The organism is Pseudomonas sp. TWI628 (assembly GCF_039673865.1).
In the GTDB taxonomy this organism is placed as follows: domain Bacteria; phylum Pseudomonadota; class Gammaproteobacteria; order Pseudomonadales; family Pseudomonadaceae; genus Aquipseudomonas.
The window spans coordinates 58,302-80,801 of the sequence record NZ_JBDJMM010000004.1; the positions used below are offsets into that span (position 1 = coordinate 58,302).

At 63.4% G+C, this 22,500-nt stretch carries 23 protein-coding genes; all 23 read left to right on the forward strand.

Annotated elements, in window-relative coordinates:
- The 23 genes from pseI to fliL all read left to right on the forward strand — a co-directional run bounded on the left by pseI (nt 1) and on the right by fliL (nt 22,492).
- Nucleotides 1-1,053, forward strand: coding sequence for a pseudaminic acid synthase (gene pseI, locus ABE528_RS04200; protein ID WP_152958830.1), 1,053 nt, complete (start codon nt 1-3; stop codon nt 1,051-1,053).
- A gap of 278 nt (nt 1,054-1,331) precedes the next feature.
- Entirely contained in the window at nt 1,332-2,276 is a 945-nt protein-coding gene (locus ABE528_RS04205) for a ketoacyl-ACP synthase III (RefSeq protein WP_152958831.1), read from the forward strand.
- 53 nt (nt 2,277-2,329) lie between these two features.
- Nucleotides 2,330-3,622 carry a 6-hydroxymethylpterin diphosphokinase MptE-like protein gene (locus ABE528_RS04210; RefSeq protein ID WP_346652301.1) on the forward strand — a complete coding sequence of 431 codons (1,293 nt, stop codon included), beginning with the start codon at nt 2,330-2,332 and terminating at the stop codon, nt 3,620-3,622.
- Nucleotides 3,619-3,867, forward strand: coding sequence for a hypothetical protein (locus ABE528_RS04215; RefSeq protein ID WP_152958833.1), 249 nt, complete (start codon nt 3,619-3,621; stop codon nt 3,865-3,867). The genes ABE528_RS04210 and ABE528_RS04215 overlap by 4 nt, the downstream gene beginning before the upstream one ends.
- A 217-nt stretch (nt 3,868-4,084) precedes the next feature.
- A complete protein-coding gene (locus ABE528_RS04220; protein ID WP_152958834.1) occupies nt 4,085-4,939 on the forward strand; it encodes a flagellin domain-containing protein in 855 nt (284 codons plus the stop codon).
- Nucleotides 4,940-5,009: 70 nt separating this feature from the next.
- Nucleotides 5,010-5,363: a flagellar protein FlaG gene (locus ABE528_RS04225; protein ID WP_152958835.1), complete on the forward strand. Its 354-nt coding sequence runs from the start codon at nt 5,010-5,012 to the stop codon at nt 5,361-5,363.
- An 83-nt stretch (nt 5,364-5,446) separates the two neighbouring features.
- Nucleotides 5,447-6,856, forward strand: a complete 1,410-nt coding sequence (gene fliD, locus ABE528_RS04230; RefSeq protein WP_152958836.1) for a flagellar filament capping protein FliD — start codon at nt 5,447-5,449, stop codon at nt 6,854-6,856.
- 164 nt (nt 6,857-7,020) lie between these two features.
- The gene (gene fliS, locus ABE528_RS04235; protein WP_152958837.1) at nt 7,021-7,404 is read left to right on the forward strand and encodes a flagellar export chaperone FliS; all 384 of its coding nucleotides are present in this window, start codon (nt 7,021-7,023) and stop codon (nt 7,402-7,404) included.
- An 8-nt stretch (nt 7,405-7,412) separates the two neighbouring features.
- Nucleotides 7,413-7,709, forward strand: a complete 297-nt coding sequence (locus ABE528_RS04240; protein ID WP_346652302.1) for a flagellar protein FliT — start codon at nt 7,413-7,415, stop codon at nt 7,707-7,709.
- Nucleotides 7,710-7,876: 167 nt separating this feature from the next.
- The gene (fleQ, locus tag ABE528_RS04245) at nt 7,877-9,352 is read left to right on the forward strand and encodes a transcriptional regulator FleQ (protein ID WP_152958839.1); all 1,476 of its coding nucleotides are present in this window, start codon (nt 7,877-7,879) and stop codon (nt 9,350-9,352) included.
- A 142-nt stretch (nt 9,353-9,494) separates the two neighbouring features.
- Nucleotides 9,495-10,712 carry an ATP-binding protein gene (locus ABE528_RS04250; RefSeq protein ID WP_346652303.1) on the forward strand — a complete coding sequence of 406 codons (1,218 nt, stop codon included), beginning with the start codon at nt 9,495-9,497 and terminating at the stop codon, nt 10,710-10,712.
- Nucleotides 10,712-12,088, forward strand: coding sequence for a sigma-54 dependent transcriptional regulator (locus ABE528_RS04255; RefSeq protein WP_346652304.1), 1,377 nt, complete (start codon nt 10,712-10,714; stop codon nt 12,086-12,088). Before ABE528_RS04250 ends, ABE528_RS04255 begins: the two co-directional genes overlap by 1 nt.
- Before the next feature lie 106 nt (nt 12,089-12,194).
- Nucleotides 12,195-12,527: a flagellar hook-basal body complex protein FliE gene (gene fliE / locus ABE528_RS04260; RefSeq protein WP_152958842.1), complete on the forward strand. Its 333-nt coding sequence runs from the start codon at nt 12,195-12,197 to the stop codon at nt 12,525-12,527.
- A 15-nt stretch (nt 12,528-12,542) separates the two neighbouring features.
- The gene (gene fliF, locus ABE528_RS04265; protein WP_346652305.1) at nt 12,543-14,318 is read left to right on the forward strand and encodes a flagellar basal-body MS-ring/collar protein FliF; all 1,776 of its coding nucleotides are present in this window, start codon (nt 12,543-12,545) and stop codon (nt 14,316-14,318) included.
- Nucleotides 14,311-15,330, forward strand: a complete 1,020-nt coding sequence (fliG, locus tag ABE528_RS04270) for a flagellar motor switch protein FliG (protein ID WP_054887156.1) — start codon at nt 14,311-14,313, stop codon at nt 15,328-15,330. Before fliF ends, fliG begins: the two co-directional genes overlap by 8 nt.
- A 54-nt stretch (nt 15,331-15,384) precedes the next feature.
- The gene (fliH, locus tag ABE528_RS04275; protein WP_152958844.1) at nt 15,385-16,149 is read left to right on the forward strand and encodes a flagellar assembly protein FliH; all 765 of its coding nucleotides are present in this window, start codon (nt 15,385-15,387) and stop codon (nt 16,147-16,149) included.
- Nucleotides 16,139-17,497, forward strand: a complete 1,359-nt coding sequence (fliI, locus tag ABE528_RS04280) for a flagellar protein export ATPase FliI (protein ID WP_152958845.1) — start codon at nt 16,139-16,141, stop codon at nt 17,495-17,497. The genes fliH and fliI overlap by 11 nt, the downstream gene beginning before the upstream one ends.
- Nucleotides 17,498-17,503: 6 nt before the next feature.
- Nucleotides 17,504-17,956: a flagellar export protein FliJ gene (gene fliJ / locus ABE528_RS04285; protein WP_152958846.1), complete on the forward strand. Its 453-nt coding sequence runs from the start codon at nt 17,504-17,506 to the stop codon at nt 17,954-17,956.
- An 81-nt stretch (nt 17,957-18,037) separates the two neighbouring features.
- Entirely contained in the window at nt 18,038-18,343 is a 306-nt protein-coding gene (locus tag ABE528_RS04290; RefSeq protein ID WP_152958847.1) for an STAS domain-containing protein, read from the forward strand.
- A gap of 8 nt (nt 18,344-18,351) precedes the next feature.
- Nucleotides 18,352-20,043: a fused response regulator/phosphatase gene (locus ABE528_RS04295; protein WP_152958848.1), complete on the forward strand. Its 1,692-nt coding sequence runs from the start codon at nt 18,352-18,354 to the stop codon at nt 20,041-20,043.
- A 60-nt stretch (nt 20,044-20,103) separates the two neighbouring features.
- On the forward strand, nt 20,104-20,451 hold the full coding sequence (locus ABE528_RS04300; RefSeq protein ID WP_346652306.1) for an Hpt domain-containing protein: 348 nt from the start codon (nt 20,104-20,106) through the stop codon (nt 20,449-20,451).
- A gap of 71 nt (nt 20,452-20,522) precedes the next feature.
- Entirely contained in the window at nt 20,523-21,836 is a 1,314-nt protein-coding gene (locus ABE528_RS04305) for a flagellar hook-length control protein FliK (protein ID WP_346652307.1), read from the forward strand.
- A 158-nt stretch (nt 21,837-21,994) separates the two neighbouring features.
- Nucleotides 21,995-22,492, forward strand: a complete 498-nt coding sequence (fliL, locus tag ABE528_RS04310) for a flagellar basal body-associated protein FliL (protein ID WP_346652308.1) — start codon at nt 21,995-21,997, stop codon at nt 22,490-22,492.
- The last annotated feature ends 8 nt before the right edge of the window (nt 22,493-22,500 follow it).

The window sequence follows — 22,500 nt, forward strand, 5'->3', positions numbered from 1 at the left end:
ATGCACAGTTTCAACATCGGCCATCGCCTTGTCGGCGCGGACCAGCCACCGCTGGTGATCGCGGAGATGAGCGGCAATCACAATCAATCGCTGGCGCGCGCCCTGGAGATCGTCGAGGCTGCCGCTGCTGCCGGTGCCCATGCACTGAAGTTGCAGACCTACACCGCCGACACCATGACCCTGGATCTCGCCCATGGCGAGTTCTTCATCGCCGACCCGGACAGCCTCTGGCAGGGGTCGTCGCTCTACGCGCTTTACCAGAAGGCCCATACCCCCTGGGAATGGCATCGACCGATCTTCGAGCGGGCCCGTGAACTGGGCATGCTGGCGTTTTCCACGCCCTTTGACGAAACCTCGGTGGACTTCCTGGAAAGCCTGGATGTGCCGGCCTACAAGATCGCCAGCTTCGAGAACACCGACCTGCCGCTGATCCGCAAAGTGGCGGCCACCGGCAAGCCACTGATCATCTCCACGGGCATGGCCAGCCTGGCGGAACTCGAGCGCACCGTTCAGGCGGCGCGGGAGGCGGGGTGTCGCGACCTGGTGCTGCTCAAGTGCACCAGCACCTACCCGGCGAGCCCGCACAACAGCAACGTGCTGACCATCCCGCACATGCGCGAACTGTTCGGTTGCCAGGTCGGGTTGTCCGATCACTCGCTGGGTGTCGGTGTGGCCGTGGCAGCGGTGGCCCTGGGGGCTACGGTCGTGGAGAAGCACTTCACGCTCGACCGTAGCGAAGGTGGCGTGGATGCGGCGTTCTCCCTGGAGCCGGGGGAAATGGCCGCGCTGGTGCAGGAAACCGAGCGCGGTTGGCAGGCGCTGGGGCAGGTGCACTACGGCGCAACCCAGGCCGAGCAGGCTTCGCGACGCTTCCGTCGCTCGCTGTACGTGGTGCGCGACATGGCTGCCGGCGAGGTCTTCGACCGCAGCAATGTGCGCGCCATCCGTCCGGGCCTGGGGCTGGCGCCACGGCATCTCGATGCGGTACTAGGGCGCAAGGCCCGCCAGCCGCTCAAGCGTGGTACGGCACTGGACTGGTCGCTGCTCGACTGAAGCACGCCCCGATCGGGGTTTGCTTCCCAGAACGCGGGGCTACCAGCGCAAAGTCGAGGTGACGCATCTGGGCAAAATGTGCGATTGTCTCGAAATATTCGTGACCTATCGGTCAGAGCGGGCATCTCCCTCTGTAACCGTTAATGGGGCTGGCGCGCAAACCGTCGCTTGCCTGCTCCGCCTGCTGCCCGGTCCACCCGGCAGCAGATCCCGTTATTCTGGCGCTGCTCGAGTCATCCGGGCGGCGGTATCGAGCTGTTTTTTTTTGGGAAGCCATGATGATCGGCATTAAAAGCATCGCGAGCTATGTGCCCGCTTCCGGCCTGGACAACTATGTGCAAGGCGCGAAATTCGGCAAGGACGAAGAGTTCATGTTCGGCAAGATCGGCGCGAGCTTCCTGCCGCGCAAGGATGCTGAGCAGGAAACTTCCGATCTGTGCGTGGAGGCGGTCAACAACCTGTTCGCTGCCAACCCGCAACTCAAGCGCGAGTCGATCGATGCGCTGATCGTGGTTACCCAGAATGGCGACGAGGAAGGCCTGCCGCACACCGCAGCTATCGTCCAGCACAAGCTCGGCCTGCCGACCCACGTCGCGGCTTTCGACATTTCCCTGGGTTGCTCCGGCTACGTCTATGGCATCTATGCGCTCAAGGGCTTCATGGAGGCCACGGGCCTGAAGAACGGCCTGCTGGTGACGGCTGACCCGTATTCCAAGATCGTCAACCCCGAAGACCGCAATACCACCATGCTGTTCGGCGATGCCGCCACCGCCACCTGGATGGGTGAAGATGCCACCTGGCAGCTGGGCAAGTCGAAGTTCGGCACCGACGGCGCTGGCGCACCGCACCTCAAGGTGACCGATGGCGAGTTCTACATGAACGGCCGTCAGGTGTTCAATTTCGCCCTGATCAAGGTGCCGGCGCACCTGCATGAGCTGCTGGGCGAGTCGGGCCTGGAGAACAAGGATATCGATGCCTTCTGCATCCACCAGGGCAGCGCGGCGATCGTCGATGCCGTGGCGCGGCGCTTCGAGGAAGACCCGGAAAAATCCCAGGCCGACAAATTCGTCAAGGACATGCTGGAGACTGGCAATACCGTATCGTCCAGTGTTCCGCTGCTGTTGCAGAAGCACATGTTCGACGGCAGCTGGAAGCGTGTGGCCATCAGCGGCTTCGGCGTCGGCCTGTCGTGGGGCTCGGCGATTCTCTACAAGGCTGAATAACTGCGGCCATTAGGTTAACCTTCGGCGTTTCGCAGGTAAGGGAAGCTCAACCCATGAGCGAGTTTTTCCAGCGTAACGCGCAAGTGCTGCAGCGCCGCTGGCCGGCGCTGCTGGAGCGCCTGCAGGGCGAGGCAGGCGAGGCCCTCGAGGTCGATCTGGTGGAAGGCCTGGGGTCGACCCTGAACGTCTCCGGCATCCAGCTCACCAGCCGCCACGACCGTCTCGCAGAAGCGCGCCTGCAGGCGCAGAGCCTGCCTGCAGACAGTTCCACACTTCACCTCTATGGCGCCGGCCTGGGCGATCTGCAGCGCGTGCTGCTGGAGCGGCCAGGGCTTGTACGGCTTCGCGTGTACCTGCTCAATGGCGCCCTGTTTCAGCTGGTGCTGCAACTGCTCGATCAGTCCGACTGGCTGGCCGACCCCCGGGTCGAGCTGGCCTACGCTGGCGACAGTGGGGAAATCGCCCTGCCGTTCTTCGCCTTGCCGTCGGAGCTGGTGCTGGCCGATGACTTCAATGCGAAGATTCGCGATCGGTTGATCAGCGAAGCTCACCTGGCAGACAACAATCGTGCCTTCGATGTGGCCGACCCGCGCCTGCAGCAGCTGCTTGAAGACAGCTTGCCGCTGCTGCGACAGGATCCTGATGTGGCTGGCCTGTTCGCGACCCAGGCGGGGCGTGACTGCTACGTGATTGCCACGGGGCCGAGCCTGGCCGGGCACCTGCCGGCCCTGGCAAGGGTTCGTGCGCAGGCCGAGCGGCCGCTGTTCATCTGCGTCGACACCGCATACCTGCCACTGCTGCGCGCTGGCATCCAGCCGGACATCGTGGTCAGCGTCGACCACAAGATCCGCATCCATCACTTGCCGCCGGATGATTCGGCGGCAACCACCCTGGTGTACATGCCGATGCTGGATGTCGAGTTGCTCGGCAGCTGGCGCGGGCCGCGCTACAGCGCCTATTCCGGCAGTGCGCTGTATGCCCAGGTGCGTGAAGCGATACCGCGTGCCGAACTGTTCGTGGGCGGCAGCGTGATTCACCCGGCGACGGACCTGGCGGTGAAGATGGGGGCTGGCACAATCACGCTGTTCGGTGCCGATTTCGCCTTTCCTGGCGACCGCACCCACACCGGCTGGGATGATGGGGTGCTCGGCCCGGTGGTCTCGGCAGCACGTCACTGGGTGCTGGATGGCAATGGCCAGCGTGTGCGTACCCAATTGAACTTCCGTGGCTATCTGATCGAACTGGAGCGCTTTATCGCGCAGCATCCCGAGGTGCGCTTCCACAACACCAGCCGGGCCGGCGCGCTGATCGCTGGCACCACCTACGACCCGGAGTTCTGCCCATGAATGCTGCCAGGCACTGTGCTGCGGCCCGCGAGTGCGCCGCGCTGTTCCGTCTGGGGCGGGATGTGCAGGGGGCGCTGCGCATGGTCGAGCTGTTCGACGGTGTGTTGTCGCTGGTCGAACCCCAGGCGGGGGCGGTGGTCCTTCAGGCCATGCTTGATGCGCAGCAACGCCAGGACTGGTTGGCACTGGCCGACTACCTCGAATACGAACTGCTGCACCTGATCGAACAGGCCCCTTTGCCCTGAAGTGTGACGAGCGTCACATTCCGCTTGCGGCTGTCGTGCCGCAGGGCAGGGCTGCAAGGCCCGGTTTGCAAGGGGTGGCGCGGTGATGGCATTTTTTTTTGGAAAACCCCTAAAGCAACTTGCAAACCCGACGATAACCATTACGAAGGTTCTCTAGGCCACACCCGGCGGACGCCAGGGCCGGAAGCCGCAGTATCCATCCAACGAGGAATTCGTCATGGCATTAACCGTAAACACCAACACCACTTCGCTGGGCGTGCAGAAGAACCTGAACAAAGCTTCCGACTCGCTGAGCACCTCGATGACCCGTCTGTCTTCCGGCCTGCGTATCAACAGCGCCAAAGACGACGCCGCCGGCCAGCAGATCGCCAACAAGCTGCAGACCATGGTCACCGGTACCACCGTTGCGATCAAGAACGCCAACGACGGTAACTCGATCACCCAGACCGCTGAAGGCGCGCTGTCGGAAATCACCAACATCCTGCAGCGTATGCGTGAACTGGCCCTGCAGGCACGTAACGACTCCAACGGCACCACTGAACGCGCAGCGCTGAACAAAGAATTCGCGGCCAAGTCGGACGAGATCACTCGTATCGCTTCGTCCACCACCTACGGCACCAGCAAGCAGCTGCTGAACGGTTCCGCTGGCACCATGGAGTTCCAGGTTGGCGCGATGACTGGCACCAGCCAGATCCTGAGCGTTACCATGACTTCGTCGTTCGCCGCTTCGACCCTGGCTGTCGGCACCGGCACCCTGGCGATCTCGGGTACTTCGGACTCCGCCGTTCACACCGCTGTTGACGGTGCCATCACCGCGATCGACGCCGCCCTGCAAACCGTTGACAACAAGAAGTCGGACCTGGGTGCCATCCAGAACCGCTTCCAGTCGACCATCAACAACCTGCAGAGCATGAACGAGAACTCGGCTGCCGCCATGGGCCGTGTTCAGGACACCGACTTCGCCGCAGAAACCGCTCAGCTGACCAAGCAGCAGACCCTGCAGCAAGCTTCGACCGCAGTTCTGGCCCAGGCCAACCAGCTGCCATCCGCCGTACTGAAGCTGCTTCAGTAATAGTGCGATGAAGTTCGGCGAGGGGGTGCGTGCGCACTCTCTCGCTTTTTACTTTCAGAGGTGAAGTGCGATGGACATAAGCGTCAAGTCGAGCCCGTCGTATCAGATGTCATCGGTAGTCGCCAGCATCCAGAAGGATGACTCGGCTGACAAGGCCTCCGGGCAAGCCCGCAAGGCATCGCAGGAAGACGCTCCCAAGAGCGAGGTCGAGTTGCATTCGGCCGTCAAGGAAATACAGGATTTTGTCCAGTCGTTGCAGCGCAACCTGGAATTTTCGGTGGATGATTCCACCGGTACGTGGGTCGTCAAGGTCGTTGCCCGCGACAGCGGGGAAGTGATCCGACAGATTCCGTCGGAAACCGCGCTGGAGCTGGCTCGCAGCCTGCATGACGTCAATAGTCTGCTCTTCGATGAGAAAGCCTGACGGCCCGCAGGTCATTTGAACGGTTGCGCGGGTGTCGCTGAGGCATCCCGGTTTTTCGGCGTCAACCAGAAAAGGAGGATGTAATGGCAAGTCCAATTCTACCGAGTTTGGGGCTGGGTTCCGGTCTCGATACTACGGCCATTGTGAAGGCCCTGGTTAATGCTGAGAAAACCCCCAAGCAGGGGCAGCTCGATCGTCGCACGTCGGCAAACACGGCCTCGATCTCGGCGGTAGGTAGCCTGAAAAGTGCGCTGGCTGCCTACAAGACTGCGATGGACAAGCTCAATGACAGCGCCAACCCTGCGTTCATCGGTTCTGTGGCTGCCACTTCCAATGACAAGTATGTCAAGGCCACTGCCGGCAGCACGGCAGTCAACGGCAACTACTCGGTTCAGGTTTCGCAGCTGGCAACGGCCTCGCGTGTGGCCAGCCAGCGCTATACCGACAGCAGTTCGGTGGTTTCCGCCAGTGGCGGTACGCTGACGCTTACCCAGAATGGTACCAGCCTCGATGTCACCATCCCGGCCAACGCCACGCTGCAGCAGACCCGCGACGCGATCAACGCCCAGGCCACGTCCAAGGGCTTTACTGCCAACATCGTCAACGACGGTACCGGTTCGCGCCTGGTGCTGAGCTCCGAGACCATGGGCAAGGATTCGGACATCACCGTTTCGGGCGTGTTGACCATCGATCCTTCGACACAGATGACCGATGCCGGAGGTGCTGGCCGCATCGGTGACCTGGCCATGGATGCCGAGTTCGACATCGACGGCATGAAGCTCACCAGCAAATCGAACAAGGTCGATAATGCTATCAGCGGCATGACCTTCGAGTTGCTGTCCAAGACCGAAGCCCTGTCGCCGGTGTCCATCACCGTCACAGCGAACACCGACGGCCTGAAGAAGTCGGTGCAGTCTTTCGTCGATGCCTACAACGCCCTGGTCGGCACCATCAACAACGTCAGTGTGTCGACCAAGGCTGCAGATGGCACCTGGAACACCCCGGCGCTGTCGGGTGACCCTGCAGTGCGCAGCATGCTGACGGCGCTGCGCAACGAGCTGGTGGTGCCGGGTAGCAATGGCTCAGGGCAGCTCAGCGTGCTCTCGCAGCTGGGTATCAACACCGTCCAGGGAACTGGCCTGCTGGAGTTCGACAGCACCAAGTTCACCAAGGCGATCAATGATCAGAAGCTGGGTGGCGAAGTCCAGAACCTGTTCAATGGTGATGGCGGCCTGCTCGATCGCATGAGCAAGGCCATGGAGCCGTTCTCTGCGACCGGTGGTGTGCTGGATGAGCGTAGCAAGTCGCTCGAAGCGACCAAGAAGAGCCTGAGCCTGGAGCAGAGCTCCCTGGATGCGCGCATCAAGGACCTGGAAGCCTCGCTGACCAAGAAGTACAACACCATGGACACCCTGGTGGGGCAGTTGAACTCGCAGCGAGACAGTGTGCTGTCGATCTTCGAAGCCATGTCCGCCCAGCAGAAGAACTCCTGACGGGGCGTGATGCATAGTGCGGGCGCAGCCATGGCGCTGTGCTCCAGTGCCAAAAGCCCGACAGCGCGTGACGCTCTGTCGGGCTTTTTGTATTCTCCCTAAAGTTTTTTGACGCCGCGCCGATAGCCCGGTCATACAGCAACCCCGTAGTGACGAGGTACCCCATGAATCCAATGTTAGCCCTTCGGCAGTACCAGAAGATTGGCGCCCAGGCGCAGACCTCCGAGGCGAGCCCTTATCGTCTGGTGCAGATGTTGATGGAAGGCGGCCTGGACCGCATTGCGCAGGCCCATGGTGCGATGCAGCGCAAGGACATCGCCGGCAAGGGTATCGCCATCGGCAAGGCCATCGGCATCATCGGCGGGCTGCGTGAAGGCCTGGACCGCGACAACATGACCGACGAGCTCAATCGTCTCGACAGCCTCTATCTGTACATGACGCGTCGCCTGAGCGAGGCCAACATGCAGAACGATCCGGCAATCCTCGACGAGGTCAGGGACCTGCTGATCACTGTCAAGGAAGGCTGGGACGCGATCGGCGCGCAGTAGGGGGGTGTATGAGCAAGGTAATCGAGCGTATCGAGCAGACCCGTGACGAGTTGCTGGCGGCGTTGGCCAGTCGCGACTGGCAGGCGGTCGGCGAGCTTGACCTTGCGTGCCGTGTCTGTGTCGAGGATGTGCTGGCCGAAGCGCTCAGCAATGAGGCTGCGGTGCGATCGAGTCTTGAGGAGTTGCTGGTGGTCTACGGGCAATTGATTGATGTTGCAAGCGGCGAGCGTCAATCAATAGTCGACGAGATGACACAAATCCGTCAGGCGAAAAGCGCGGCCAAGGTATACCATCTGTTCACTTGACCACAGATTCGCAAAAAGCCGTGCGCCATTAATTTGACTGCATGGGTTTTTTTGACTTTACTAGTGGCTGTTTTCGAATTTCAGACGTCCGAACACTGACCATTCAGTCGGAGATGTCGAGCATGCCCTGAGAGGGGCGCCGATATGACTAGGGAAGTTGCTATTGCATGTGGCGTGAAACCAAGATTCTCCTGATCGATGACGACAGCGCCCGCCGCCGCGATCTGGCGGTGGTTCTGAACTTTCTCGGCGAAGAAAACCTCCCATGCTCCAGCCAGGACTGGCAGCAGGCAGTAGGGAGCCTGTCTTCGAGTCGCGAAGTGCTCTGCGTGTTGATCGGTACCGTCAATGCTCCGGGCACTGTGCTTGGGTTGCTTAAGACAGTGGCTGGGTGGGATGAGTTCCTTCCGGTTCTGCTGATTGGCGAAATTTCTTCTGCGGACTTCCCGGAAGAGCTGCGCCGTCGGGTTCTGTCCAACCTCGAAATGCCGCCGAGCTACAGCCAGCTGCTCGATTCGCTGCACCGTGCCCAGGTCTACCGTGAAATGTACGACCAGGCCCGCGAGCGCGGTCGTCAGCGCGAGCCCAACCTGTTCCGCAGCCTGGTCGGCACCAGCCGTGCCATCCAGCACGTGCGGCAGATGATGCAGCAGGTGGCCGATACCGACGCCAGCGTGCTGATCCTCGGTGAGTCCGGCACTGGCAAGGAAGTGGTGGCGCGCAACCTGCACTACCATTCCAAGCGCCGCGAAGCGCCGTTCGTGCCGGTCAATTGCGGGGCGATCCCGGCCGAATTGCTGGAAAGCGAATTGTTCGGCCATGAGAAGGGCGCCTTTACCGGCGCGATCACCAGCCGTGCCGGGCGCTTCGAGCTGGCCAACGGCGGTACCCTGTTCCTCGACGAAATCGGCGACATGCCGCTGCCGATGCAGGTCAAGCTGCTGCGCGTGCTGCAGGAGCGCACCTTCGAGCGCGTGGGCAGCAACAAGACCCAGAGCATCGACGTGCGCATCATTGCGGCGACCCACAAGAACCTCGAAACCATGATCGAGGACGGGACGTTCCGCGAAGACCTGTATTACCGCCTCAATGTGTTCCCGATCGAGATGGCGCCACTGCGCGAGCGGGTGGAAGACATTCCGCTGCTGATGAACGAGCTGATCTCGCGCATGGAGCACGAGAAGCGCGGTTCGATCCGCTTCAACTCGGCGGCGATCATGTCGCTGTGCCGCCACGGCTGGCCGGGCAACGTCCGCGAGCTGGCCAACCTGGTCGAGCGCATGGCGATCATGCACCCGTACGGCGTGATCGGGGTGTCGGAGCTGCCGAAGAAGTTCCGCTACATCGATGATGAAGACGAGCATCTGGTCGACAGCCTGCGCAGCGACCTCGAAGAGCGCGTGGCAATCAATGGTCACACCCCGAACTTCAGCAACCATGCGATGTTGCCGCCAGAGGGGCTGGACCTCAAGGACTACCTGGGCAGCCTCGAGCAGGGCCTGATCCAGCAGGCGCTGGACGATGCCAACGGTATCGTTGCGCGCGCGGCTGAACGTTTGCGCATACGCCGGACCACCCTGGTCGAGAAGATGCGCAAGTACGGCATGAGTCGCCAGGGTGGTGAGGACCAGGCGGAAGACTGATTCCGCCTGTGCCGGCCTCTTCGCGCCGAACCGCCGCGAAGAGGCCGGGCTTGTAGAGGCAAATCCCCATCCCCGGCACGGCTATTGCTACACCGCTGGCACCACACCGTTTTTATGACGGTCAGCCACGCGAGAGAGCACGATGCCCCAGGCCGCCCACTTTTCCCGAGTCCCTGATCCGCAGGGGCGTACCCCGGTCGAACAGGAGAGTCGACAGGGGCTGGAGCAGGCATTCGCCCTGTTCGATCAGGTATCCAGCCAGCTCAACCAGTCCTACGGCATGCTCGAAGCCCGTGTCAGCGAGCTCAAGGGCGAGCTGGCGGTGGTCGGCCAGCAGCGCATGGTCGAGCTGAACGAGAAGGAGCGCCTGGCCAACCGCCTGCAGAACCTGCTCGACCTGTTGCCGGGCGGAGTGATCGTGATCGACGACCAAGGCCTGGTGCGTGAAGCCAATCCGGCAGCCTGCGAATTGCTCGGCGAGCCTCTGGTCGGCCAGCTGTGGCGCCAGGTCATCGCCCGCAGCTTCGCCCCGCGCAAGGACGACGGCCATGAAGTCTCGCTGCGTGATGGCCGACGCCTGTCCATTGCTACCCGCTCGCTGGACGCCGAACCTGGCCAGCTGGTGTTGCTCAACGACCTGACTGAAACCCGTCGCCTGCAGGATCAGCTGGCCCGGCATGAGCGCTTGTCTTCGCTGGGGCGCATGGTCGCCTCGCTGGCGCATCAGATCCGCACGCCGCTGTCGGCGGCCATGCTCTATGCCAGCCACCTGGCCGACAGCGAGCGTGAGCTTGCGCCAGAAACCCGCCAGCGCTTTGCCGCTAGCCTCAAGGAGCGCCTGCACGAACTGGAACACCAGGTGCGCGACATGCTGGTGTTTGCCCGTGGCGAGCTGCCGCTGGGGGATCGGCTGACCCCGAAGGGCCTGTTCCAGGCCCTCCAGCAAGCTGCCCAGCCCCATGTGCAAGGGCATGCGGTGCGCTGGCAGTGCGACAGCCATCTGGGTGAGTTGCTGTGCAATCGCGACACCCTGGTCGGTGCCTTGCTCAACCTGATCGAGAACGCCTTGCAGGCCAGTGACAGCCCGGCGCGGCTCAAGGTGCACCTGTTCCGTCGTGAATACACCCTGTACCTGAATATCAGCGACGCCGGCAGCGGTATCGATGCCGATCTGCTGGGACGCTTGGGTGAACCCTTCCTGACCACCAAGGCCACTGGCACCGGGCTTGGGCTGGCGGTGGTCAAGGCCGTGGTGCGTGCGCACCAGGGCAAGCTTCAGCTGCGCTCGAAAGTCGGGCGTGGCACCTGTGTAAAGGTTGAACTGCCGCTGATCGACGGGCAGGCAGCGGAGGTCGTGTAATGGCAATCAAGGTGCTGCTGGTCGAGGATGACCGCGTTTTGCGCCAAGCACTGGGCGATACCCTGGAGATCGGCGGGTTTGCCTTCGATGCGGTCGGCAGTGCCGAGGAGGCGCTGGAGGCAGTGCTGGGCGAGGCTTACAGCCTGGTGGTCAGCGACGTGAACATGCCGGGTATGGATGGGCATGAATTGCTGGCCCAACTGCGACGGCACCATCCACAGTTGCCGGTGTTGCTGATGACCGCCCACGCGGCCGTCGAGCGCGCCGTGGAGGCCATGCGCCAGGGGGCTGCGGATTACCTGGTCAAGCCGTTCGAGCCCAAGGCGTTGCTGAGCCTGGTCGAGCGCCACGCCGCCGGGCGCCTGACAGCGACCGACAACGAGGGGCCGGTGGCATGCGAGGCCGCCAGCCGACACCTGCTGGAGTTGGCTGCGCGCGTGGCCCGCAGCGACTCGACCGTGCTCATCTCTGGTGAGTCGGGGACCGGCAAGGAAGTGCTGGCGCGCTATATCCATCAGCAGTCGCCGCGGGCGGCGCAGCCATTCGTGGCGATCAACTGTGCGGCGATTCCGGACAACATGCTCGAGGCCACGCTGTTCGGTCACGAAAAGGGGGCCTTCACCGGTGCCATCGCTGCCCAGGCCGGCAAGTTCGAGCAGGCTGAGGGCGGCACCTTGCTGCTCGACGAGATCTCCGAGATGCCCCTTGGCCTGCAGGCCAAGTTGTTGCGCGTGTTGCAGGAGCGTGAAGTGGAGCGGGTGGGTGGGCGCAAGCCGATCGCCCTGGACATCCGGGTGCTGGCTACCAGCAACCGCGACATGGCAGGTGAAGTGGCGGCGGGGCGCTTCCGTGAAGACCTGTACTACCGCCTCTCGGTATTCCCGCTGGCTTGGCAGCCGTTGCGCGAGCGTGCTGGCGATATCCTGCCGCTGGCCGAGCGCTTGCTGGCGCGCCACGTGGCGAAGATGAAGCACGCGCCGGTACGGCTGTCTGCCGAGGCGCGTGCCTGCCTGCAGGCGCATGCCTGGCCGGGCAACGTGCGCGAACTGGACAACGCCTTGCAGCGGGCGTTGATCCTGCAGCAGGGCGGGGTGATTGAAGCGGCGGATTTCTGTCTGGCAGGCGCCATTCCATTGTCGGCAGGCGTGGTGGCCACTGTATCGCCACTGCCGGCGGATGTGACGATGGACTCGGGTGGCTTGGGCGACGACATGCGTCGCCATGAGTTCCAGATGATCATCGACACCCTGCGCGCCGAGCGCGGTCGGCGCAAGGAAGCAGCCGAGAAACTGGGCATCAGCCCGCGTACCTTGCGCTATAAGCTCGCGCAGATGCGTGATGCCGGGCTCGATGTTGAAGCCAGCCTGTTCGGCTGAAACAGTCATTTATATCTTTGCGCTGCGTGCTGGCACATGAGTTGCTAGTTCAGGGCTATCCGCCGCATGAGTGTCAAAAAAATGCGGCCGCCGGAGAGAGAAGTTCATGAGCCAAGGTGTTGAATTCAATCGTCTGATGTTGGACATGCGGGCCATGCAGGCCGATGCCATGTCGCTGCCCAAAACCACCGCTGCCCCCGAGCTGGCGCCTGGTCAAAGCAGCTTCGCCGACATGCTTGGCCAGGCCATCGGCAAGGTCAACCAGACCCAGCAGGCGTCGACCCAGCTCGCCAATGCCTTCGAGATCGGCAAGAGCGGCGTCGACCTGACTGACGTGATGATCGCCTCGCAGAAAGCCAGCGTGTCCATGCAGGCGTTGACTCAGGTACGCAACAAGCTGGTCCAGGCGTACCAGGACATCATGCAGATGCCGGTTTGAGGACGGAAGTAAGTCATGGCTGAAGCAGTCGTCGATAACGCCCCCGCCAAGAGCGGTGCGCCAGGTTCCAAGCCAGCGCGTTTCAACATGGCGTTCCTGGAAAACATCTCGCAGATGCCCATGCTGCGTCAGGTCGGCCTGCTGGTCGGGTTGGCGGCGAGCGTGGCGATCGGCTTCGCCGTGGTGCTGTGGTCGCAGCAGCCGGATTACCGGCCGCTGTACGGCAGCCTGGCCGGCATGGACACCAAGCAGGTCATGGACACCCTGGCCTCTGCCGATATTCCCTATCACGTCGAGCCCAACTCCGGTGCTCTGCTGGTCAAGGCCGACGACCTCTCCCGTGCGCGCCTGAAACTGGCGGCTGCCGGCGTTGCGCCGAGCGATGGCAATGTCGGCTTCGAACTGCTCGATAAGGAACAGGGGCTGGGCACCAGCCAGTTCATGGAAGCCACCCGTTATCGCCGCAGCCTGGAAGGCGAGCTGGCGCGAACCGTTTCCAGCCTGAACAACGTCAAGGCCGCGCGCGTGCACCTGGCGATCCCGAAAAGCTCGGTGTTCGTGCGTGACGAGCGCAAGCCAAGCGCTTCGGTGCTGGTCGAGCTGTACCCGGGCCGTTCGCTGGAAGCGGGCCAGGTCATGGCCATCGTCAACCTGGTCGCCACCAGTGTGCCCGAGCTGGACAAGTCGCAAGTCACCGTGGTCGACCAGCGCGGCAACCTGCTCTCCGAGCAGTTGCAGGACACCGCGCTGACCATGGCCGGCAAGCAGTTCGACTACAGCCGCCGCATGGAAGGCATGCTCACCCAGCGTGTGCATAACATCCTGCAGCCGGTGCTGGGCAATGATCGCTACAAGGCCGAGGTGTCCGCCGATCTGGACTTCAGTGCGGTCGAGTCGACCTCCGAGCAGTTCAACCCGGACCAGCCGGCGCTGCGCAGCGAGCAGGCGGTCAATGAGCAGCGCGCCAGCAGCCAGGGCCCGCAAGGTGTACCGGGTGCGCTGAGCAACCAGCCGCCAGGCCCGGCGTCGGCGCCGCAAACCACCGGGGGCGCAGCCGGGGCGGCCGCTGCCATCCAGCCTGGTCAGCCGCTGGTGGATGCCAATGGCCAGCAGATCATGGACCCGGCCACTGGCCAGCCGATGCTGGCGCCATACCCGTCGGACAAGCGTGAGCAGACCACCAAGAACTTCGAACTGGACCGCTCGATCAGCCACACCCGCCAGCAGCAAGGTCGCCTGACCCGCCTGTCGGTGGCGGTAGTGGTCGACGACCAGGTCAAGGTGGATGCCAATGGTGAAACCAGCCGTGCCCCATGGGGTGCCGAAGACCTGGCGCGCTTCACTCGCCTGGTGCAGGACGCGGTGGGCTTCGATGCCAGCCGTGGCGACAGTGTGACCGTGATCAACGTGCCGTTCGCCGCCGACCGTGGCGAAGAGATCGCCGATATCGCGTTCTACCAGCAACCGTGGTTCTGGGACATCGTCAAGCAGGTGCTGGGCGTGCTGTTCATCCTGGTGCTGGTGTTCGGTGTGCTGCGTCCGGTCCTCAACAACATCACCGGTGGCGGCAAGCAGGCTGCTGCGGACAGCGACATGGAACTGGGCGGGATGATCGGTCTGGATGGCGAACTGGCCAGCGACCGTGTCAGCCTCGGTGGCCCGTCAAGCATTCTGTTGCCGAGCCCGACCGAGGGTTACGAAGCACAGCTCAACGCAATCAAAGGCCTGGTGGCCGAAGACCCGGGCCGCGTAGCCCAGGTCGTCAAAGAGTGGATCAACGCCGATGAGTGACAATCGAGCCATTACCGCCAAGCTGAGCCGTGTCGACAAGGCCGCGATCCTGCTGCTGTCGCTCGGTGAGACCGATGCTGCGCAAGTGCTGCGGCACATGGGCCCGAAGGAAGTGCAGCGGGTGGGTGTGGCGATGGCGCAGATGGGCACCGTGCACCGCGAGCAGGTCGAGCAGGTGATGAGCGAGTTCGTCGAGATTGTCGGCGACCAGACCAGCCTGGGCGTGGGCTCTGACGCCTACATCCGCAAGATGCTCAACCAGGCCCTGGGCGAGGACAAGGCCAACGGCCTGGTCGACCGCATCCTGCTCGGTGGCAACACCAGCGGCCTGGACAGCCTCAAGTGGATGGAGCCACGTGCCGTGGCCGATGTGATCCGTTACGAGCACCCGCAGATCCAGGCGATCGTGGTCGCCTACCTCGATCCCGACCAGGCCGGCGAAGTGCTGAGCAACTTCGACCACAAGGTGCGCCTGGACATCGTCCTGCGCGTGTCGTCGCTCAATACCGTGCAGCCGGCGGCGCTCAAGGAGCTGAACCAGATTCTCGAGAAGCAGTTCTCGGGCAACTCCAATGCTGCGCGCACCACCCTGGGCGGCATCAAGCGCGCCGCCGACATCATGAACTTCCTCGACAGCTCGGTGGAAGGTGCGCTGATGGACGCGATTCGCGAAATCGACAGCGACCTGTCGGAGCAGATCGAAGACCTGATGTTCGTCTTCAACAACCTGGCCGATGTCGACGACCGCGGCATCCAGGCGCTGCTGCGCGAAGTTTCGTCCGACGTGCTGGTGGTGTCGCTCAAGGGCGCCGACGAGCGGGTCAAGGACAAGATCTTCAAGAACATGTCCAAGCGTGCGTCCGAACTGCTGCGTGATGACCTTGAGGCCAAGGGCCCGGTTCGCGTCAGCGACGTGGAGACGGCGCAGAAGGAAATCCTCACCATCGCCCGCCGCATGGCCGAGGCCGGCGAGATCGTGCTCGGCGGCAAGGGTGCCGAGGAAATGATCTGATCCACAGGCCCCTGCCATGTGCAGGGGCCTTGTTGGTTTTGAGTACCTGAAAACATGCCCACCAAAGAATCCCATCCCAGCGACCTGATCCGTGCCCGCGACCTCGAGGGCGTCGATGTCTGGGCGCTGCCCAGCTTCGACCCGGAGCCTGAGCCAGAACCCGAGCCAGAGCCGCAAGTCATCGAGGAAGAAGTCGAGGAGGTGCCGCTGGAAGAAGTCCAGCCGCTGACCCTCGAAGAGCTCGAAGCGATCCGCCAGGAGGCCTACAACGAAGGCTTCGCCACCGGCGAGCGTGAGGGCTTCCACAGCACCCAACTGAAGGTGCGCCAGGAGGCCGAAGAAGCGCTCGCTGTCAAGCTGGCCAGCCTGGAGCAGCTGATGGGGCATTTGCTGGAGCCGATCGCCGAGCAGGACACGCAGATCGAACGAAGCATGGTGCATCTGGTTGCGCACATGGCGCGCCAGGTTATCGGCCGTGAACTGCGCAGCGACTCCAGCCAGATCACCCAGGTGCTGCGCGAGGCGCTGAAGCTGCTGCCGATGGGCGCCGACAACATCCGCATCCACCTCAACCCGCAGGACTTCGAGCTGGCCAAAGCCCTGCGCGAACGCCATGAGGAGAGCTGGAAGCTGCTCGAAGACGAAGCCCTGCTGCCAGGCGGCTGCCGCATCGAGACGCTGCACAGCCGCATCGACGCGACCATGGAAACCCGCATCGAGAAAGCCGTGGCGCAACTGTTCGACCAACTGCACGATCAGGCCCTGCACCCGGCGGCAGCGGACCTGTCGGTTGAACTGGATGCCCGCGATGCGCCTTGACCGCACCAGCTTCGGCAAGCGCCTGGGCGGCTACGCCCAGGCGATCGAGCTGCCGGTGCAGCCGGTGGTCGAAGGCCGCCTGTTGCGCATGGTCGGCCTCACCCTTGAAGCCGAAGGTTTGCGCGCCGCAGTAGGCGGGCGTTGCCTGGTGATCAACGACGACAGCTACCACCCGGTGCAGGTCGAGGCCGAGGTGATGGGCTTTGCCGGCAACAAGGTCTTCCTGATGCCGGTGGGCAGCATTGCCGGCATTGCGCCGGGTGCGCGCGTGGTGCCGCTGGATGACAGTGGCCGCCTGCCCATGGGCATGAGCATGCTTGGCCGGGTGCTCGATGGTGCCGGGCGCGCCCTCGACGGCAAGGGCGGCATGCGTGCCGAAGACTGGGTGCCGATGGATGGCCCGGTCATCAACCCGCTCAACCGTGACCCGATCAGCAAGCCGCTGGACGTGGGCATTCGCAGCATCAATGGCCTGCTCACCGTCGGCCGCGGCCAGCGCCTGGGCCTGTTCGCCGGTACCGGTGTGGGTAAATCGGTGTTGCTGGGCATGATGACCCGCTTTACCGAAGCGGACATCATCGTGGTCGGCCTGATTGGTGAGCGGGGCCGCGAAGTCAAGGAATTCATCGAGCACATCCTCGGCGAAGAGGGGCTCAAGCGCTCGGTGGTGGTGGCATCGCCCGCTGACGATGCGCCACTGATGCGCTTGCGCGCCGCCATGTATTGCACGCGCATTGCCGAGTACTTCCGCGACAAGGGCAAGAACGTCCTGCTGCTGATGGACTCGCTGACCCGTTTCGCCCAGGCCCAGCGCGAAATTGCCCTGGCCATCGGCGAGCCGCCGGCCACGCGCGGCTACCCGCCTTCGGTGTTCGCCAAGCTGCCCAAGCTGGTGGAGCGCGCCGGTAACGGCGAGCCTGGCGGTGGCTCGATCACCGCGTTCTACACCGTGCTGTCCGAGGGCGACGACCAGCAGGACCCGATCGCCGACTCGGCGCGGGGCGTGCTTGACGGTCACTTCGTGCTGTCGCGGCGCCTGGCCGAGGAAGGCCATTATCCGGCCATCGACATCGAGGCCTCGATCAGCCGGGTCATGCCGCAGGTGGTGGATGCCGATCATCTGCGTCAGGCGCAGAAATTCAAGCAACTGTGGTCGCGCCTGTCGCAGAGCCGTGACCTGATCAGCGTTGGCGCCTATGTCGCCGGCGGCGATCCGGAAACCGACCTGGCCATTGCCTTGCAGCCGAGGCTGGTGGACTTCCTGCGCCAGGGCCTGGACGAGAATGTCGGCATGGGCCAGAGCCGCGACGAGCTGGGGGCGATCTTCACGCCTCCGGCCAAGGGCTGATAGGCCATGAGCCAGCCCGGACGCGCCGCGCGCCTGGCCCCTGTGGTCAACATGGCCGAAGAGGCTGAGCGCAAGGCCGCGCAGCGTGTGGGGCACTTCCAGCAGCAGGTGGTTCAGGCCCAGGCCAAGCTGGCCGAGCTGGAATCGTTCCGCGAAGGGTACCAGGCGCAGTGGATCAATCGCGGCGGGCAGGGCGTGAATGGCAGCTGGCTGCTCAACTATCAGCGCTTCCTGGCCCAGCTGGAAACGGCCATGACCCAGCAGCGGCAAAGCCTGCTCTGGCATGAAAACAACCTGAAAAATGCCCGTGGTACCTGGCAGCAGGCCTATGCTCGGGTGGAAGGGCTGCGCAAGCTGGTGCAGCGCTACATGGACGAGGCGCGGCGGGCCGAAGACAAGCGCGAGCAGCGGTTGCTGGACGAATTGTCGCAGCGCTTGCCGCGGCAGGGGCATTTGTAGCCAGTGCTGGCCTTGATAGTCCTGCCACGGGCTGCTAAACCTTGAAGAGTTGCATTCGCCATCATCGAAGGAATCGCTAGCATGGCAGTCGAGACTGATTTTTCGCAGGACGGGAAAAAGCTCACGATCAAGGTCAAGGGGCGCTTCGATTTCGGCAAGCATCAGGAATTTCGTGATGCCTACGAACGCCAGCCTGACAGGCCCGACTCGGTGGTGGTCGACTTGAAGGAAGCCACCTATCTGGACAGCTCTGCGCTGGGCATGCTGCTGTTGCTGCGTGACCATGCCGGCGGTGATGACTCGGACGTGCGTGTGGTACATGCCAGCTCCGACGTGCGCAAGATCCTGGCCATTTCCAATTTCGAAAAACTGTTCGACATCAGTTGAGTGCCCCGATGCCGGCCGAACAGGCATTGACCGTACTGGTGGCCGAGGACAGTGCAGTCGACCGCATGCTGCTGGCGCAGATCGTCCGCCGCCAGGGCCATCATGTGTACACCGCAGAAAATGGCGAGCAGGCCGTGGCGCTGTTCGCCGAGAAGCGTCCGCAGCTGGTGTTGCTCGATGCCTTGATGCCGGTGATGGATGGATTCGAGGCGGCGCGGCAGATCAAGATACTGGCTGGCGAGGCGCTGGTGCCAATCATCTTCCTGACCTCGCTGAACGAGGAGGATGCCCTGGTGCGTTGCCTGGAGGCCGGGGGTGACGACTTCATGGCCAAGCCCTACAGTGCGGTGATCCTCGCTGCCAAGATCCGCGCCATGGACCGCCTGCGCCGCTTGCAGGCGACCGTGCTCGAGCAGCGGGACCAGATCACCCGTCACCATCACCACTTGCTCAACGAGCAACGAGTGGCCAAGGCGGTGTTCGACAAGGTCGCGCATTCCGGTTGCATCACGGCGCCGAACATCCGTTACTTGCAGTCACCCTATGCGCTGTTCAATGGCGACCTGCTGCTGGCAGCCTTCACGCCGTCCGGCGATATGCATGTGCTGCTGGGTGATTTCACCGGCCATGGCTTGCCGGCCGCAGTCGGCGCGATGCCGCTGGCGGAAGTGTTCTATGGCATGACCGCGAAGGGCTACGGCCTGGCACAGATGCTCCGCGAGATGAACGCCAAGCTCAAACGCATCCTGCCGGTGGACATGTTCTGCTGCGCGCTGCTGCTCAACCTGAGTGTGCAGCGCGGTGCGGTGGAAGTGTGGAATGGTGGCATGCCGGACGGCTACCGGCTGTCGGCCGACGGTGACGTGCTTGACTGCCTGGGTTCGCGTCACCTGCCGCTGGGGATCCTGGCGCCGGAGCGCTTCGATGACAGCACCGAAGTGTTGCCGCTGGCGGCGGGGGAGCGCCTGTTGCTGCTGTCCGATGGCGTGGTCGATACCGCGGACGAGCAGGAGCGCCTGTTCGGTGTCGAGCGCTTGCGCGAGGTGCTGGCCGCCAATCGTGACCCGGTGCAGCTGTTCGATGAGGTGATGCAGGCCCTGGCGCGTTTTGGCGGGCGACCTCGGGATGACATCAGTCTGTGCGACATTCGCATGTTCAGTGGCGAAGAGCGGGTGCCTGCGCCGACGCTGTATTCCGACAGTGGGCGCTCCAGCCCGCTGGACTGGGCGCTGGGGTTCGAATTGCGTGGCGAAAGCCTCAAGCGATTCAACCCGGTGCCTTATCTGGTGCAGTTGTTGCAGGAAATCCATGGTCTGCGGCCGCGCACTGGCGCCTTGCACAGCGTGCTCAGTGAGCTGTATTCCAATGCCCTGGAGCATGGTGTGCTGGGCCTTGATTCACAGCTCAAACGTGATGTGCAGGGTTTTGCCGACTACTATCAGGAGCGGGCCCGGCGCCTGGTGACGTTGGTCGAAGGCTTCGTGCGCATCGACCTGAAGGTGGAACCCTTGGCGGCGGGCGGGCGTCTTACCATCGAGGTCCGCGACAGTGGCGCAGGGTTCGATGTGCAGCGTGTGTTGTCGCGTCCGTCCGTGGAGCAGGCGTTGAGCGGGCGCGGGTTGCACCTGGTGCAGCGGCTTGGCAGCCAGGCCCAGTGGTGCGAAGGCGGCCGCTGCGCGCGGGTGCTGTTCGATTGGTGATGTGTCTGGAGGGCCGCAGGGCGGCTCAGGCATAATCCGGCTTGATCAAGGAGTGAGCAAGTGACTGACATGCATATTGACCACAAGGTACTCAGCGACTTGCAGGAGGTCATGGAAGATGGCTACCTGCAACTGCTGGAAACCTTTCTGGAAGACTCCGAGCGGCGCCTGAGCCAGCTGCATGAGGCCAAGAGCGCCGATGAGCTCGGCATGGCCGCGCACAGCTTCAAGGGCAGCAGCAGCAACATGGGTGCTGTCGGCCTTGCGCAGTTGTGCCAGCAGCTGGAAGAGCGGGTGAGGGTGCGACCGCTGTATGGCATCGAAGACCTGATCAACCGCATCGACCAGGAATATCTGGAAGTGCAGTGCTTCTATCGTGGCGAGCATGAGCGCGTTTCGGCGAGCTGATGGCAAGTTGGCGCAACTTTTGCAGCTCTCTGGCCAGATGATATTCCAGTTTCTGGCGCGGAGACCGCTCAATGCCTGTCGCACCCAACCCTTTGTTGCAAGCCAACACCCTGAGCAAGCCGTCGAGCGCGGGTTCCTCGCGGGTGGACAAGCCACTGCAGCCGGCGGGTGGGCAGGGCGGCGGCTTCGATCAGGTCATGGCCGGGCAGGGGCGGGACAAGGCGCCCGTGCGCAACGACAAGGTGGCTCAGCCCGACCCGAAGGACAAACCCGACGTAGCCCAGGGCGGCAAGAAGCAGGCTGCCGATAAACCGGCGGTTGCCGATGACGGCAACAAATTGCCAGCAGACGATACGGCGTCGGCCACTGCCGATACGGCGCCGCCCAGTGACTCGGGGTCGCTCGACGCCAGCCTGGTGGCGGGCCAGGTGACCGACGCGCAGCCTGGCGCGCAATTGCTGCAGGCCCAGGCCGAAGCGGTGGCGCCGGTGTTGCAAGCGGCAATCCAGCAGCCGCCGGTGGCAGCGGTTGCCGCGCCATTGCCGGGGCAGTCCGAGACTGACGCCGAGGCCTTCGATCCGGATGCCGATCCCTTGGCCAACCTGCCAACGTTGCGTCTGGCCCTGGAGCAGAGCGCCCAGGCCAAAGGCACGACGTCGGCGCATGCAGTGGAACCTGGCAAAGCCCAAGCCGATGATGGGCAGGCGGCCGTCAATCCGTTGGCGACCCTGGTCGACAAGGTCGAGGGCGAAGCAGGCAAGTCCGAGACCGGCGACAAGGCTTTCGGTGCCTTGCTCGAAGACGGGCTCAAGGATACCAAGAGCGCCAGCAGCGATACCCGTGTCGACGACTTCGCCAACCGCCTGGCCAGCCTGACCCAGGCCGTTACCGCCAAGACCGCCAATGCGTTGCCGGTCAGCGCCAATCCCTTGCATCAGCCATTGCAGATGAATCAGGGCGCCTGGGCCGAAGGCTTGGTCAACCGGGTCATGTACCTGTCCAGTCAGAACCTGAAGTCGGCGGATATCCAGTTGGAGCCGGCTGAGCTTGGGCGCCTTGATATCCGTGTCAATGTAGCGACCGACCAGTCCACCCAGATCACCTTCGTCAGTGGCCATGCTGGCGTGCGTGATGCGCTGGACAGCCAGGTGTATCGCCTGCGCGAGCTGTTCGCCCAGCAGGGGTTGGCACAGCCGGACGTGAATGTCGCCGACCAGTCGCGTCAGCAACAGCAGCAGGCGCAGCAGGAGGCCTCGCAGCTGTCCGGGGTAGCCGCGCGCCGGGCTCAAGGTGGTGAGGGCGAGCAGGGCGGGTCGGGCGACGTCTCCCGGGCTGTCGAGCAGCAGGTGGTTGTTGGCGACAGTGCCGTCGATTATTACGCCTGATGGGCCTGCCATGGGATTTTCAGCGCCTGTGAGGTCGAGCGCCGCGCGGGCGGCGCGCTATCTCACGGGCGGCACACCTCTCAAGCCAAACATGGCATAACACTTGCTCAAGCCACGTCATCCTCCTTTGAAACCCCGATGGACGACGGATTATTGGCATGGCGAAGAGCGACGCAGTGAAAGACCCCGCCGCAAAAGGCAAACTCAAGCTGATCCTGCTGCTGGTGCTGGCCCTGTTGCTGGCAGTCGGCCTGTCGGTGGGTGCCACCTGGTTCATCATGCACAAAAGTGAATCGGCACCCGCCCCCGAAGCGGCCGCAACCAACGTCAAGGCCCCAGCCATCTACGTGCCGCTGGCGCCCGCTTTCGTGGTCAACTTCAACCAGAACGGCCGCCAGCGCTACATGCAACTGAGCATCACCCTGCAAGGCCGCAGTCAGGCCGACCTGGACGCACTCTCGGTGCACATGCCGGTGATCCGCAACAACCTGGTGATGATGTTCTCCGGGCAGGGCTTCGACACCCTGGCGGCCAGCTCGGTGGGCCAGGAAATGCTGCGTCAGAAAGCCACCGCGGTGGTTCAGGAAGTGGCGCAGAAGGAAGTCGGCAGGCCGGTGGTCGACCAGCTGCTGTTCACCAATTTCGTATTGCAGTAGGAGTCCGC